General features: G+C 72.3%; 12 protein-coding genes. 6 read left to right on the top strand and 6 right to left on the bottom strand.

Going from position 1 to position 13,803, the window contains the following annotated elements; all coding sequences use genetic code 11:
- Positions 1 to 34: 34 nt before the first annotated feature.
- Together OHB00_RS11290 and OHB00_RS11285 are read right to left on the bottom strand one after the other, a co-directional pair.
- On the bottom strand, positions 35 to 235 hold the full coding sequence (locus OHB00_RS11290) for a DUF1918 domain-containing protein (RefSeq protein ID WP_406433807.1): 201 nt from the start codon (positions 233 to 235) through the stop codon (positions 35 to 37).
- A gap of 13 nt (positions 236 to 248) precedes the next feature.
- Positions 249 to 1,202 carry a DMT family transporter gene (locus OHB00_RS11285; protein ID WP_406433805.1) on the bottom strand — a complete coding sequence of 318 codons (954 nt, stop codon included), beginning with the start codon at positions 1,200 to 1,202 and terminating at the stop codon, positions 249 to 251.
- Between OHB00_RS11285 and OHB00_RS11280 the strand changes: the two genes are divergently transcribed.
- From OHB00_RS11280 to OHB00_RS11270, 3 genes are all read left to right on the top strand, one after another.
- Entirely contained in the window at positions 1,090 to 2,646 is a 1,557-nt protein-coding gene (locus tag OHB00_RS11280) for a PLP-dependent aminotransferase family protein (RefSeq protein ID WP_406433803.1), read from the top strand. The genes OHB00_RS11285 and OHB00_RS11280 overlap by 113 nt on opposite strands.
- A gap of 44 nt (positions 2,647 to 2,690) precedes the next feature.
- On the top strand, positions 2,691 to 3,137 hold the full coding sequence (locus OHB00_RS11275) for a GNAT family N-acetyltransferase (RefSeq protein WP_406433801.1): 447 nt from the start codon (positions 2,691 to 2,693) through the stop codon (positions 3,135 to 3,137).
- Positions 3,138 to 3,253: 116 nt separating this feature from the next.
- Entirely contained in the window at positions 3,254 to 3,847 is a 594-nt protein-coding gene (locus OHB00_RS11270; RefSeq protein WP_406433799.1) for a histidine phosphatase family protein, read from the top strand.
- A gap of 485 nt (positions 3,848 to 4,332) precedes the next feature.
- Here the strand turns inward: OHB00_RS11270 and OHB00_RS11265 are convergent, their stop codons facing one another.
- Positions 4,333 to 4,776 (bottom strand): DUF6314 family protein, encoded by a 444-nt coding sequence (locus OHB00_RS11265; protein ID WP_406445727.1) that lies wholly within the window; start codon positions 4,774 to 4,776, stop codon positions 4,333 to 4,335.
- Positions 4,777 to 4,956: 180 nt separating this feature from the next.
- Between OHB00_RS11265 and OHB00_RS11260 the strand changes: the two genes are divergently transcribed.
- Entirely contained in the window at positions 4,957 to 7,443 is a 2,487-nt protein-coding gene (locus tag OHB00_RS11260) for an alpha-L-arabinofuranosidase C-terminal domain-containing protein (protein WP_406433797.1), read from the top strand.
- Here OHB00_RS11260 and OHB00_RS11255 read toward each other — a convergent pair.
- The 3 genes from OHB00_RS11255 to OHB00_RS11245 form a co-directional block, all read right to left on the bottom strand.
- Positions 7,430 to 7,864: a carboxymuconolactone decarboxylase family protein gene (locus tag OHB00_RS11255; protein WP_406433795.1), complete on the bottom strand. Its 435-nt coding sequence runs from the start codon at positions 7,862 to 7,864 to the stop codon at positions 7,430 to 7,432. The two genes, OHB00_RS11260 and OHB00_RS11255, sit on opposite strands and share 14 nt — an antisense overlap.
- A gap of 99 nt (positions 7,865 to 7,963) precedes the next feature.
- Complete coding sequence (locus OHB00_RS11250; protein WP_406433793.1) at positions 7,964 to 8,950, bottom strand: phosphotransferase family protein; 987 nt, start codon at positions 8,948 to 8,950, stop codon at positions 7,964 to 7,966.
- 117 nt (positions 8,951 to 9,067) lie between these two features.
- A complete protein-coding gene (locus OHB00_RS11245; RefSeq protein WP_406433791.1) occupies positions 9,068 to 9,976 on the bottom strand; it encodes a LysR family transcriptional regulator in 909 nt (302 codons plus the stop codon).
- An 81-nt stretch (positions 9,977 to 10,057) separates the two neighbouring features.
- Here OHB00_RS11245 and OHB00_RS11240 point away from each other — a divergent pair, with 81 nt between their 5' ends.
- Together OHB00_RS11240 and OHB00_RS11235 are read left to right on the top strand one after the other, a co-directional pair.
- On the top strand, positions 10,058 to 10,981 hold the full coding sequence (locus OHB00_RS11240) for a DMT family transporter (RefSeq protein WP_406433789.1): 924 nt from the start codon (positions 10,058 to 10,060) through the stop codon (positions 10,979 to 10,981).
- A gap of 195 nt (positions 10,982 to 11,176) precedes the next feature.
- Entirely contained in the window at positions 11,177 to 13,801 is a 2,625-nt protein-coding gene (locus OHB00_RS11235) for a YfhO family protein (protein ID WP_406433787.1), read from the top strand.
- Positions 13,802 to 13,803: the final 2 nt, after the last annotated feature.

Below are 13,803 nucleotides of genomic sequence, written 5' to 3'. Positions count from 1 at the left end.
CAGACGGCACATCGCGCCGCTTCCAGCGGAGCGCTCAGTGCTGTTCGTGGATCTCCCGGTGCTTGACCTGGCAGTCCGGACCGGGGGACATGATGGCCTCGTGGCCGTCCTCGAAGCGGACCCGGTAGGGCGGGGTGCCCTCGGGGCCGAGTACCTGGACGACTTCCGAGACCTGGTCGTGCTGTCCGACCACCCTGCCGTGCTGGACAAGCTGGTCGCCCTTGGATGCACGCATCTCCAGGGCCTCCTCACGATCGCGATCGTTGGGTGACGGCGATGCACACGAGCACGGCGGCGGCCGTGAGTGGAGCGGCCGCGGTGAGGTGCTCGTCCAGCAGCAGCACCGACCACACCAGTGTGAGCAGGGGCTGGGCCAACTGCAACTGGCTGGCCTTCGGAATGCCGACGGCCGCCATGCCCCGGTACCAGACGACCAGACCGAGGAACTGCGAGCCCGCCGCCACCCACAGCACACCGGCCACCCCGTGCGCGTTCCAGACGACCGGCTCGTACGACAGCGCGACCACCGCGGCCGGCACGGTCAGCGGCAGGCAGCCCACCAGTGCCCAGCCGATGACCTGCCAGCCCGGCATGACCCGGGCCAGCCGGCCGCCCTCGGTGTAACCGGCCGCGCACACCACGAGTGCCCCGAACAGGTAGCCGTCGGCGCTCGTGAGTGCCCCGCCGCTCTGCGCGATCGTGAACGCCAGCACGGCCGCCGCGCCCGCCAGGGCCGCCGCCCAGAAGGTAGGGGAGGGGCGGATGCCCGTGCGCAGGGCCGAGAAGAGGGCCGTGGTCAGGGGGAGCAGGCCCACCACGACGGCCGCGTGCGAGGTGGTGGAGGTCTCCAGGGCGAGCGTGGTCAGCATCGGGAAACCCAGCACGACCCCGGCCGCGACGACCGCCAGGCCCGCCCAGTGCCGGCGCTCGGGCAGACGAACCCGCAGGAACAGCAGGCAGCCGCCCGCCATGGCCGCCGCGAGCACACTGCGCACGGCCACCAGCGCCCACGGTCCGAAGCCCTCCAGACCCCAGGCCGTGGCCGGGAAGGTGAGGGAGAAGGCGACGACACCGAGCGCGGCCTGCAGGGTGCCGAGCCGCGCGGAGGAGGAGTGGGCGGCCGGAGGCGGGGCCTGGGTGCCGGCCGGGGGAGTGCTGACCGCTATCGAAGCCGGGCTGGTAGCGCTACTCTCTGCTCTCATGCAAGAGCGTAGCAGCGGCGCGGAACTGGCGGAACGTCTGCGGCGGGACCTTGACCGCTACTCACCCGGTGGAAAGCTCCCGTCGAGCCGGGTACTCGTCGAGCGGTTCCGGGTGAGCCCGGTGACCGTCTCCCGGGCGCTGGCCCAGCTGGTCGCGGAGGGCCTGGTGGTCACCCGGCCCGGCGCGGGCGCCTTCAAGGCCCCGCCGCGTACCGCGGCCGAGCCCGTCGGGGACACCTCCTGGCAGGAGGTGGCGCTCAGCGCCGACGGTGCCCTCGACGTGGTCCCGCGCACCGTCGACGCCTCCGGGGTCACGGTGTGCCTCGCCGCCCCGCCGCCCGGCGTGCTGGAGCTCAGCGGCGGGTACCTGCACGCCTCCCTGGAGCCCGAGCGGGCGATGGCGGCGGCACTGGCGCGGGCCGGCCGCCGCCCCGGCGCCTGGGGCCGGCCGCCGCTCGACGGACTGCCGGAGCTGCGGGAGTGGTTCGCCCGTGACATCGGTGGCACGGTCACCGCCGCCGAGGTACTGATCGCCTCCGGCGGCCAGTCCGCTCTGGCCACCGCCCTGCGCGCGCTCGCCCCGCCCGGCGCCCCGGTCCTGGTCGAGTCGCCCACCTACCCCGGCATGCTCGCCATCGCCCGTGCCGCCGGCCTCCGCCCGGTCCCGGTCCCGGTCGACCCCGACGGGGTGCGGCCCGCCCTGCTCGCCGACGCCTTCCGGGCCACCGGCGCCCGGGTGTTCGTCTGCCAGCCCCTCTTCCAGAACCCGACCGGCGCCGTCCTGGCCCCGGACCGCCGCGCCGAGGTGCTGCGCATCGCCCGCGCGGCCGGCGCGTTCGTGATCGAGGACGACTACGTGCGGCGGCTGGTGCACGCCGACGCGGGCCCGCTGCCCCGCCCGCTCGCCGCCGACGACCCCGACGGAGTCGTCGTGCATGTCGGCTCGCTCACCAAGGCCACCTCGCCGAGCTTCCGGGTGGCTGCCCTGGCCGCCCGCGGCCCGGTGCTGGAACGCCTGCGCGCCATCCAGATCGTCGACACCTTCTTCGTCCCCCGCCCGCTCCAGGAGGCCGCCCTCGAACTCGTCGGCTCCCCGGCCTGGCCCCGCCACCTGCGCAACCTCGCCGCCGAGCTGAAGACCCGCCGGGACACCCTCACCGGCGCCCTCGCCCACCACGTCCCCGAACTCGCCCTCCCGCACATCCCCTCCGGCGGCTACCACCTCTGGCCACGCCTGCCCGACGGCACCGACGACACCACTCTGACCGCCGCCGCCCTCCGGGCCGGGGTCGCCATCACCCCCGGCCGCCCGTACTTCAGCGCCGAGGCCCCGGCCGCCCACGTCCGCCTGAGCTTCGCCGCGGTCGCGGGCACGGGCGAGATCCTGGAGGGGGTACGACGGCTGCGGGCCGCCTGCGACGAGGTGCTGCGTCCCAGGCCCTGAAAATCTGATCGACGCCGACGCGCCCGACCGGCGAGGATCCCCGCATGAGCGATGCACCCCGCCTCCCCGAGGGCTACGAGTTCTCCGCCGACACCGACCGCGTGGACGTCGAGCGGGTCCACCGCTGGCTGGCGACCGACGCCTACTGGGCGACCGGCCGCCCGCTGGACCAGCAACAGCGCGCGATGGCGGGCTCGCTCAACTTCGGGGTCTACGACGCCGTCACGGGGGAGCAGGTCGCCTACGCGCGCGTGGTGACCGACCTGGCGCTGTTCGCCTGGCTCTGCGACGTCTACGTCGACCCGTCGGTGCGCGGCAAGGGCGTCGGCACGGCGATGGTCGGCGCCGTCCGCGAGCACCTGCGGCCGTACGGCGTGCGGCGCGTGCTGCTGGCCACCCACGACGCCCACGGGGTCTACGCGAAGCTCGGATTCGCCCCGCTCGAACACCCGGACCAGTGGATGGCGCTCTACTACACGTCGCCCGAGTGACATTACGGCCGACTTGTCGGACACCTCCTGACCATTGAGTAACATTTCCTCCACGTCCGGCAACTCACCGCCCAATCGCCCTTGACCTGCGCACATGCGCGTCACACCATCGCCGCATGCCACTTCGGGTCACGTTCGTCGCGGCCGCGCGCAGCTCGCCGCTGCTCGCGGAGCGCTTCGAGGACGATCGCCCGCTGGACACGGCGGGCTGGGACGAGGTGCAGCGCGTCGCCGGCGAGCTGGTGCCCCTCGCGGGGGCCGAGCTGCGCTACTGCTCGCCGACCCAGCGCAGCCGTGCGACCGGCGACGTCCTCGGCTACGCTCCGCTGGTCCAGCTCGCCCTGCGCGACTGCGACATGGGCCGCTGGCGAGGGCTGACGCTGGGCGAGGCGATGGCCAGGGAGCCGGACCAGGTGGACGCCTGGCTCGCGGACCCGCGCGCCACCCCGCACGGCGGCGAGTCGCTGCTCGCGTTCATCTCCCGGGTCGGCGGCTGGCTCGACACCCGCCCCGTCGACGACGGCGGCCGGATCGTCGCCGTCGCCGAGCCCTCGGTGATCCGGGCCGCCCTCGTCTACGCCCTCAAGGCGCCCCCGTCGACCTACTGGAACATCGACGTGCGTCCGCTCTCGACCACCACGGTGACGGGCCGGGGCGGCCGCTGGAACCTGCGCTTCGACCCGGCGTCGGCTCAGACCTCCCGCGCGTAGCGCTCCGCTGGGAGGGCCGAGTCGGGTCGGCTGCGGCTCCGTCGTGGCTGGTCGCGCAGTTCCCCGCGCCCCTTTGGGGCGTTGGTGTGCAGCGGTCGGCTGGGAGGGGCGAGTCGGGTCGTCGGTCGGCTGCGGCTTCGTCGTGGCTGGTCGCGCAGTTCCCCGCGCCCCTTTGGGGCGTTGGTGTGCAGCGGTCGGCTGGGAGGGGCGAGTCGGGTCGTCGGTCGGCTGCGGCTTCGTCGTGGCTGGTCGCGCAGTTCCCCGCGCCCCTTTGGGGCGTTGTAGCGGTCGGCTGGGAGGGGCGAGTCGGGTCGTCGGGTGGTTGTGGCGCCGTCGTGGCTGGTTGCGTAGTTCCTCGCACTCCTCTGGGGCGCTGGTGGGCAGCGTGGGCTGGGAGGGGCGCGTTGGGTCGGCGGTTGGTTGTGGCGGCAGCCGCGGGTTCAATACGGCCTCGTGCCCCCTGCGGGGCGCTGTCGCACCGTCCCTCAGTGATCGCGCGCGTACCAGGTCGTCAGAAGCAGGTCTTTCGCCGGGCCGGCCACCCGCCACACCGTGCGCCAGTGGTCGGGGTCCTGGACGGTGAACTCGCCGCGGTAGAGGTCGGCCGCGCAGGGATGGTCGGTGACGTGGCGGCCCGCGGTCAGGTCCAGGTCGTGGAAGGGGCGGTCGTCGGCGAAGCGCACGTCGGCCGTGCCGGGGCGCGGGCCGGGCAGGAAGCGCAGGGTGCGTTCGGCGGGCCGGGCCACGCCCTGCCAGGTGAACGTGCCCGACTCCTCGTGCAGCAGGCCGCCGCCGTCCAGGGGGCGGAACAGCGTGGCTCCCTCGAAGCGGCCCTCGGCCCCGCTCGCCAGATCCCGCACGGTCCGGTCCACCCGCCACCGCCCGGCCAGGTGAGCCAGGACATCCGCCACCGGCCAGAACTCGCCCACGGTCATCCCTTCCTCGGCCCCCGACCCTACGCCGCGCCGGTCCCCGGCCGGGGGCACGGGCCCCCGCCCCATTGACGCGCTCATGACCCTTACATATCTTGCCGTTCGAAGTGCTGACTGCTGTTCGGTATCTCGAATGACGCGAATGGCGTAGTTCTCCCCACGAGCCGCGGAGTATCCATGTCACGCACCACGCGCACCCGGCTGAGACTCGGCCTGGGGGCAAGCGCTTTCCTGCTCGCCGCCGGTCTTCTCCCGGCCCCCGCCCACGCCGAGGACGCCACCGACTACTCGATCACCGTCGATCCGGCCACCCAGGGCGCCAAGATCGACAAGACGATGTACGGCGTCTTCTTCGAGGACATCAACCGCGCCGCCGACGGCGGTCTGTACGCGGAGCTGGTCCAGAACCGGTCCTTCGAGTACACGACCGACGACAACACGTCGTACACTCCGCTCACCGCCTGGACCGTCACCGGCACCGCGCAGGTCGTGAACGACGACGGCCGGCTGAACACCCGTAACCGCGACTACCTGTCCCTCGCCGCCGGTTCATCCGTCACCAACTCCGGATACAACACCGGCATCCGCGTCGAGGACGGCAAGAAGTACGACTTCTCGGTCTGGGCCCGCGCCGACACCGGCACGACCCTCACCGTCGGCCTCGCGGACTCCGGCGGCGCCCTCGCCGCCGCCCGCCGGGTGGCCGTGAAGAAAGACGGCTGGGCCCGGTACAGGGCGACCTTCACCGCCACCCGGACCAGTTCCGCCGGCCGCCTCACCGTGGCCACGGCGGACGCCGCCGCGCTCGACATGGTCTCCCTCTTCCCGCACGACACCTACAAGCACGAGGCCAACGGCCTGCGCAAGGACCTCGCCGAGAAGATCGCCGCCCTGCACCCCGGCTTCGTCCGCTTCCCCGGCGGCTGCCTGGTCAACACCGGCTCGATGCAGGACTACAGCGAGGCCTCCGGCTACCAGCGCAAGCGGTCCTACCAGTGGAAGGACACGATCGGCCCGGTCGAGACCCGGGCCACCAACGCCAACTTCTGGGGTTACAACCAGAGTTACGGTCTCGGCTACTACGAGTACTTCCGTTTCGCCGAGGACATCGGCGCCATGCCGCTGCCCGTCGTCCCGGCCCTGGTGACCGGCTGCGGCCAGAACCAGGCCGTCGACGACGACGCGCTGCTCAAGCGGCACGTCCAGGACACTCTCGACCTCATCGAGTTCGCCAACGGCCCGGTGACCTCGAAGTGGGGCAGGGTGCGGGCCCAGATGGGCCACCCCGAGCCGTTCCACCTCACCCACATCGAGGTCGGCAACGAGGAGAACCTGCCCCAGCAGTTCTTCGCCCGCTTCACCCGGTTCCGGACCGCCGTCCAGGCGGAGTACCCCTACATGCAGGTCATCTCCAACTCCGGCCCCGACGACTCCGGTACGACCTTCGACACCGCCTGGCAGCTCAACAAGGACGCCAAGGTCGACATGGTCGACGAGCACTACTACAACAGCCCGCAGTGGTTCCTGCAGAACAACGACCGCTACGACTCCTACGACCGCGGCGGACCGAAGGTCTTCGTCGGCGAGTACGCCTCCGGCGGCAACACCTTCAAGAACGGGCTCGCCGAGGCCGCGTACATGACCGGCCTCGAACGCAACGCGGACGTCGTCTCACTCGCCTCCTACGCCCCGCTGTTCGCCAACGAGGACTACGTCCAGTGGAGCCCGGACATGGTGTGGTTCAACAGCCATGCTTCCTGGGGCTCGGCCAACTACGAGGTGCAGAAGCTGTTCATGAACAACGTCGGTGACCAGGTGGTCCCGAGCACGGCCAGCACCACGCCGGACGTCAGCGGCCCCATCACCGGTGCCGTCGGCCTGTCCACCTGGAACACCAGCGCCGCGTACGACGACGTCAAGGTGACCGACGCAGACGGCGGCACGCTGCTCACCGACGACTTCTCCGGTGACGCGGCGCAGTGGACGCACACCGGCGGCGGCAACTGGGCGGTCCAGGACGGGCAGTACGTCGAGACCTCGGACACCGCCGAGAACACCATGATCCAGGCCGGTGACCCCAACTGGCACGACTACGACCTGCACGTGAAGGCCGTCAAGAAGTCCGGCAAGGAGGGCTTCCTCGTCGCCTTCGGCGTCAAGGACACCGGCAACTACTACTGGTGGAACATCGGCGGCTGGAACAACAGCCAGACCGCGGTCGAGCAGGCCGTCGACGGCGGCAAGTCCACGCTGATCGCCAAGCCGGGATCGGTCGACACCGGCCGCGCCTACGACGTCGACATCAAGGTGCGGGGCCGGCAGGTGACCCTGTACCTCGACGGGCAGGAGTGGGGCGGCTTCACCGACGACAAGCCGGCCGAGCCGTTCCGGCAGGTCGTCACCGAGGACAAGGAGACCAGTGACCTGATCGTCAAGGTCGTCAACGCCCAGTCCGTGGCGGCCCGTACCGCCCTCGACCTCGGCGGTGCCAAGGTCGCCAGGAAGGCGCGGGTCACCACGCTGGCGGCGGCGCCCGGCGCGGTGAACACCGAGACGTCCACCGCGGTCGCCCCGGTCACGTCCACCTTCACCGGGGTCGCCGACAGGTTCATGTACACCTTCCCGGCGAACTCGATCACCTTCCTGCGGATCAGGCAGAAGTAGCGTCCGGCGCGGGCTGCTGTCCGACCGGCAGCAGCCCGCGCTCCGCGAAGACCTTCCTGGCGACCAGGGTGGCATTGAGCGCCTTGGGGAAACCGCAGTACCCGGCGGAGTGCAGCAGCGCCTCGACGATCTCCTCGGGCGTGAGTCCCGAGTTGAGGGAGAAGTTGATGTGCACCTCCAGCTGGGGCTCGCAGCCGCCCAGCGCGGTGAGCATGCCCAGCGTCACCAACTGCCGGTCCCGGGGCGGCAGCTGGGGCCGGGAGTAGATCTCGCCGAAACCCCAGGCGACCACCTGGTGGCCCAGCTCGGGGCTGATGTCGGCCAGGGTGTCCAGGACCCGCTGCCCGGTGCCGCCGTCCACCTGGCCCAGGACCTCAAGGCCGTGGGCGAACCGCTCGTCACGGGTGGTGCTCTCGCTCATGCCGGCTCATCCGTTCTCGTCGGAAACGCTCTCTTCGGAAGCGGTCAGGACACGAACGCTAGGAGTTGGAGCGCGCTCCAGGTCAAGTCGGCGCCGCCGTCACCCCAACGCGCGCAGCGCGGCGACCTGTTCGCCGAGGAAGTCCCGGCTCCAGCCGGCGTGATCCCCGACGTAGCCGCGGGGGCCGCACTCCACGACGAGGATCAGGCCCAGGTAGAGGCCGTAGAGTGCGAGGCGGTGGCGCAGGGCGGGGGAGAAGTCGAGGCGGCCGCCCGCCGCACGGTACCCGGCCACCAGGTCGCTGTCCGGGCCGATGTCCCCGCCGAACCCCAGTGAGACCAGTTCGGCGGCCGGGTCGCCCCAGAAGGCCCGCTCGTGGTCGATGAGGCCCGTGATCCTGGGAGTCTGCGCACGGCCGTCGATGAAGATGTTGCCCGGCCAGAGGTCGAAATGGACGAGCCTGGGCTCGGTGACCTGGTCGAGTGTCTGCCCGCCCTCGGCCACCAGGGCCCGTATCCCGGCGGCAGGCACCCCGAGGTCGGAGTCCCAGCGGGCCGCGTCCTCCAGCAGGGCGTCCACCATGGCCGTGAAGGCGGTGCGCCAGTCGGCCGCGGAGAGTTCCGCCCCGGGCGCCGGATAGCCGTAGCGGCCGTCCTCGGAGGTCAGGGTGTGCAGCCGGGCGGTGACCGCGCCCAGCTCGCGGCGCAGCGTCGAGGCGGTGGCCGGCGGAAGGTGCTCGGCGGCCTTGTCCCAGGGGGTGCCCTCCAGCACCGAGACGGCGAGGAAGTCGTCTCCCCGGTACAGCAGTTCGGGGGCCGGCACCGCTCCGTCGGGGAGGCCGGCCAGGCGCCGGTAGACCATGGCCTCGGTGGCCATGATCCCGTGCTCGTAGCGCAGCACGGGAGCCTCGGCGGGCGGCGCGAGCTTCACCACGGCCGGGCGGCCGTCGTCGAGACGCACCCGGTAGGCGGTGTTGAACCAGCCGTCGGTGAGTTCCTCCTCCAGCCGGCATCCGACGCCTGTCGCCTCACGGAGGAGCGTGTCGAGTTCGGTGGCGGACAACCGGCGCTTGGTCAGGCTCTGCATGCGGCGACTCGCTCTCGTCCGGCGGGGCGGTGCGTTGCGGCGGCGGTGCGGTAGAGGCGTGGTGCGGTAAAGGCGCGGGCGGTGTGTGGGAGCGCTCCCGAAGATACGGGATCCGGGTCAGCCGTGGCCCCTGCTTCGGATGGCCTCCGCGGCGTCGACGAGTTCGCCGAGAACGGTGCGCACGGCCCGCCGGGCCGTGCGCTCGGGGCGGTGGAGCGCGTCGATGTGACGGTGGGGCTCGATGCCGTCGAGCGGTCTGAGGGTGACGCCGGGGTGCGGACGGGACGTCCAGCGGGGCATCAGGGCGACTCCGCCGCCCGCGGCGACCACCTCGGCGACCACGGCGATCTCGTTGACGCGATGCACGATGTCGACGCCGCGCCCGGCCGCCGCCGCGATGGCCTCGACCGTGGCCAGCAGCGGGAAGCCGTCGTGCACGGTGATCCAGGGCTGTTCGGCGACGTCGTGCGCGGTCAGGGCGGGCCGCGCGGCCAGCGGATGGCCGATGGGCAGGGCGATGTCGAGCGGTTCGCGCAGCAGCGGGGTGGCCGAGGCGGTCCGGGGCCAGGGCGGGGCGTGGTCCAGCCGGTGGGCCAGGACCAGATCGTAGGTGCGGGTCAGGGGCGGGAAGTCGGCCTGGGCCACGTCCTCGTCATGGAGGGTGAGGCGAGGGGATCCCGGCCCGCTCAGCCGTCGTAGCAGCACGGGGTAGAACGCGGCGGCCCCGCTGTGGAAGGCCGCGACCGACACCGTGCCGTCGGGTTCGTCGACGTACGCGTCGATGGTGTGGCGGGCCCGGGCCAGTGCCGTCGCCACGCCGATCGCGGCGTCCGCCAGGGCCTGTCCGGCCGGTGTGAGGACCAGCCGGCGGCCGGACCGCTCGGTGAGGGGGACCGGGATCGAGCGCTGGAGCAGGCGCAGTTGCTGCGAGATCGCCGAGGGTGTCACCCGCAGCGCCTCGGCGACCGCCGTGACGCTGCCCAGTTCGCCCAGCTCCCGCAGGACCCGCAGCTGCCGCTCGTCCACCCTGTGAGTGTAGCTTCGCTAAAAGGTTGGTTGAGAAGGTCGTCGTTTACTTCAACGGGCCGGCCGTGGATCGTGAACGGCATGCCGAACAACCGCCGCATCGACGTGGTGCTCCTGGCCGTCGCCGTCGTCTGGGGCTCCAGCTATCTGACGGCGAAGACCGCCACGGACGCCCTCCCCGTCCCGACCGTCCTCTTCGTTCGCTACGCCGTCGCCGCGCTCGCGTGCGCGGCCGTGCTGCGCCGGCCCGGTGGCCTCACCCGGGACGAGAAGGTGTACGGATGTCTGCTCGGACTCACCCAGGCCGCCGTCCTCGTCCTGGAGACGTACGGCGTCGCCCACACCAGCGCCGGGAACGCGGGCCTGATCATCAGCCTCACCCTGGTCCTCACCCCCGTCCTGGACCGGGTCGCCCTGCCGGGCAGGTTCTTCCTCGCCGCCGGGGTGTGCATGGCGGGCGTCGGACTTCTCGTCTCCGGCAACGGGCTGCACGCTCCCGGAGCCGGTGATCTGCTGATGCTGGCGGCGGCCGTGGTCCGCGCCGGTCATGTGGTGCTGGTCGGCCGGGTGACCGCGGGCCGGGACCTGCAGCCGCTGCGGCTGACCGCCGTGCAGTGCGCCGTCGGCGCCGTCCTCTTCCTGCTTCCGGCGGCCCCCGGGCTGCCGGCGCTCGCCCGGACCGGCGCTGCCACCTGGGCCCAGCTCCTCTACCTGGCCCTCTTCTGCGGCCTCTTCGCCTTCCTCGCCCAGACCTGGGCGGTCCAGCGCACCTCCGCGACCCGGGCAGGCCTGCTGCTGGGCACCGAGCCGGTATGGGCCCTGCTGGTCGGCGCCGGACTCGGCGGCGAACGGCTCACCGGTCTCTGCGTCCTGGGGGCCGCACTCGTCGTCACGGGGACGTACTGGGGCCAATCCGTCGAACGCGCCCATCGTCGGCTCTCGCCGCCGGCGGCGGCCGAGGAGGTCGTCCATGGTGCCGGCGCAGGTGTCCCACAGGCGCGTTAACCTCGGAATCATTTTCCGGAAAACTTCTGTTTCCTCTGAAGTGGTGAATTCTTTCCCGTAGTGCACGCGGATTCGGAATTCGATTTACTACTTCACAGGCGCGGCACAACCATCAGGAACCTCTACCCGTCTAAGTCGGCGAAAGACCGACCTGCGGGGAGTGACACCCCCGTTTTTATCTGGGGGCCGCACAGAATGAATCGCACCACGCTGGCCGGGCGCGAACAGGGGGCGAAACCGGCAGGGGGCGAGGAGGAACGGGAGACCGGCCCCGTGAAATGGCGGAACGCCGATCCACGGGCGGTCGCCGCGCTGCTCGCGGCACTTCTCACCACCCTGGCGTTCTGTGCCGCCGACGTGATCGCCCGCAGCTACCCGTTCGGGCCCCGCACCCGCAGCGTCAACGACCTCGGCAACCAGTACGTTCCCTTCCACGCCCACCTGTGGGACCTGCTGCACGGCAGGGCCGACGGCGGGCTCCTCGTCAACTGGCAGTCCGGCTACGGCTCCAGCTTCCTGCCGGACCTCGGCACCTACCTCAGCAGCCCGTTCGCGCTCCTTGTCGCCGTCTTCCCGCGCGACGAGATCGACCTCGCGGTGTACGTGGTCACCGTGCTGAAGACGGCGGTCGCCGGCGCCGCCATGGCCTGGCTGCTGCTGAGCCTGCGCCGGGGCCGCTGGTGGGCGGCCGGCGTGCTGGGCGCCTCCTACGCCCTGTGCGGCTGGAGCCTCGCCCTCGCCTCGTACAACCCGATGTGGCTCGACGGCCTGATCGCACTGCCGCTGCTCTGCCTGGTCGGCGAGTGGGCGACAGCCGGCCGGCGCCCGTTGCTCGGGGTCCTGATCGTGGCGCTCGCCTGGATCGCCAACTTCTACACCGCCTACATGGCGACCCTCGGCGCGGCCCTGGTGCTGCTGCTCCGGCTGGTCCTCGCCGAACTGCCGTGGCGGCACGCCCTTGCGGTGGTGGGCCGGGCCGCGGTGACCGTCGGGCTCGGCATCGGGCTGGCCGCGCCGCTGGTGGTCGTCGTGTACTCCGGCACCCAGCACGCCTACCCGGGCCGCGAGGGCCACTTCGCCCCGGTCGGCACCGAGGACCTGCTCGCCCGGCTGCTGCCGACGACCTACAGCTACAGCTCCCCGGCCCTCTACGTCGGCATCACCGCGCTGGTGCTCGCCCTCGCCCTGCCCTTCCACCGGAAGGTCCCGGTCCGGGTGCGGGCTGGCTGGACGGCGCTGGTGGTCGCGGTGGCCCTGTCGCTCCAGTGGGCGCCTACCAGCCTGGCCTGGCACGCCTTCGCCGTCCCGAACGGCAGTTCCTACCGGCAGGCCTTCGTGCTCTGCGCCCTGCTGGTCATCGCCGCCTGGCACGCCCTGGCCTACGGACTTCCGGACCTGCGGGCACTCGGCGCGGCCGCCGTGCTGCTGGTCCTGATCGCCGCCGCCGCGAGCCGCAGCACCCTCACCCAGCAGCACACCCAACACACCTGGCCGGTGGTGCTGCTCGCGGTCGCGGGCGCGCTCGGCGGGCTCGCGCTGCTCGGTCTGAGGAACGGGAGGCCGCTGCTGGCCGGGCTGGCCGTGGCGCTGCTGATCTGCGCGCAGTTCGGCGAGGCCGCCGCCACCTCGGCTGTGGCCACGCGGATGCGGCTCGGCCAGATGGACGACTACGCACCCTGGGGCGACCGCCAGCAGAAGGAGGCGGACGCGGTCGCGAGTGCCGACGCCTGGCCCGCGTACCGCACCGAACCCGGCCGCGACCAGACCGTCGCCAACGACCCGATGATGGTCGGCGGCCAGGGCGCCCAGTACTACAGCAGCCTCACCGCCGACGTGCTCAGCCGCACCCTCACCGCGCTCGGCGACGGCTGGACCTCGCGCGGCCGCAGCCTGCAGTCCCTCGACAACCCCGTCACCGACGCGGTCTTCTCGGTGGGCGCCCGGGTGCACAACCCGCCGGACCCGCACCAGAAATGGCTGCCCCAGGGCGGCGGTCCGTCCACGGTCACCCGCGAGGACGTACCCCCGCTGGTGACGGTACGGCCCACCGCCGCCCACTCCACTCCCGCCTCCTTCGGCCCCTCGCCCTACCGCAACCAGGAACTCCTGCTCGGCGCCCGCGTCTACACCCTGCCCCGCACCACCCTCAGCGGTGTGCACAAGGGCGACGCGGCGCGGGGCCTGCTGGTCGACGGAGCGCAGACGATCACCGCCCGGTGCCGGTCCGGAAGTTCGGTCTTCCTGTGGGCACCCGACTACTCCGGTACCGCTCAACTCGCGAGCGGCGGCGAGCAGAAGCTGTTCAGGTCCGACGCCGAGGGCACGAAGATCGCCGCGATGCAGCCGCTCGGCACGGTCCGCGCCACCGGGCAGGTCCGGATCGGCCTCAAGCCCAACCGGCTCAGCCGGGTCCCGGCACAGGGCGCGGTCGGCTGCCTCGACACCGCGCGACTGCGTACCGCCGTCCAGCACCTGAAGTCCACCGGTGCGACGAAGGTGACCGTCTCCGACGGCACCGTCCATGCCCAACTGCCGGCCGGCAGCAGGGGAATCGCCGTCGTGGCCGCCCCGCGGATCGCCGGCTGGCGCTGCTCCGCCGGCGGCGCCGAGGTCGCGGCAGGCGAGTTCCACGGCCTGATCGCGGTCCCGCTGAACGACTCAGCCACCAGCCTCACCTGCACCTTCCGCCCGCCCGGTCTGCGCCTGGGCACCGCGGCCGGCGGCGCCTCGCTGCTGGCCCTGATCCTCATCGGCACCGTCTCGGCCGTACGCCGCAGAAGAGTCACCCGCCCCGGCGAGCGCACGACCACCGCTCACTGACC

The sequence above is a fragment of the Streptomyces sp. NBC_00631 genome (assembly GCF_045206895.1).
Lineage (GTDB): Bacteria > Actinomycetota > Actinomycetes > Streptomycetales > Streptomycetaceae > Streptomyces.
The sequence above is the reverse complement of the archived record's forward strand: the minus strand, read 5'-3'. Positions and strand labels throughout refer to the sequence as shown.

Bases quoted from the DNA above. Each gene is read 5' to 3' on its own strand.
- OHB00_RS11250 (WP_406433793.1), bottom strand. From the start codon at position 8,950: ATGCAGAGCCTGACCAAGCGCCGGTTGTCCGCCACCGAACTCGACACG.
- OHB00_RS11275 (WP_406433801.1), top strand. From the start codon at position 2,691: ATGAGCGATGCACCCCGCCTCCCCGAGGGCTACGAGTTCTCCGCCGAC.
- OHB00_RS11235 (WP_406433787.1), top strand. From the start codon at position 11,177: ATGAATCGCACCACGCTGGCCGGGCGCGAACAGGGGGCGAAACCGGCA.
- OHB00_RS11240 (WP_406433789.1), top strand. From the start codon at position 10,058: ATGCCGAACAACCGCCGCATCGACGTGGTGCTCCTGGCCGTCGCCGTC.
- OHB00_RS11270 (WP_406433799.1), top strand. From the start codon at position 3,254: ATGCCACTTCGGGTCACGTTCGTCGCGGCCGCGCGCAGCTCGCCGCTG.
- OHB00_RS11255 (WP_406433795.1), bottom strand. From the start codon at position 7,864: ATGAGCGAGAGCACCACCCGTGACGAGCGGTTCGCCCACGGCCTTGAG.
- OHB00_RS11290 (WP_406433807.1), bottom strand. From the start codon at position 235: ATGCGTGCATCCAAGGGCGACCAGCTTGTCCAGCACGGCAGGGTGGTC.
- OHB00_RS11285 (WP_406433805.1), bottom strand. From the start codon at position 1,202: ATGAGAGCAGAGAGTAGCGCTACCAGCCCGGCTTCGATAGCGGTCAGC.
- OHB00_RS11260 (WP_406433797.1), top strand. From the start codon at position 4,957: ATGTCACGCACCACGCGCACCCGGCTGAGACTCGGCCTGGGGGCAAGC.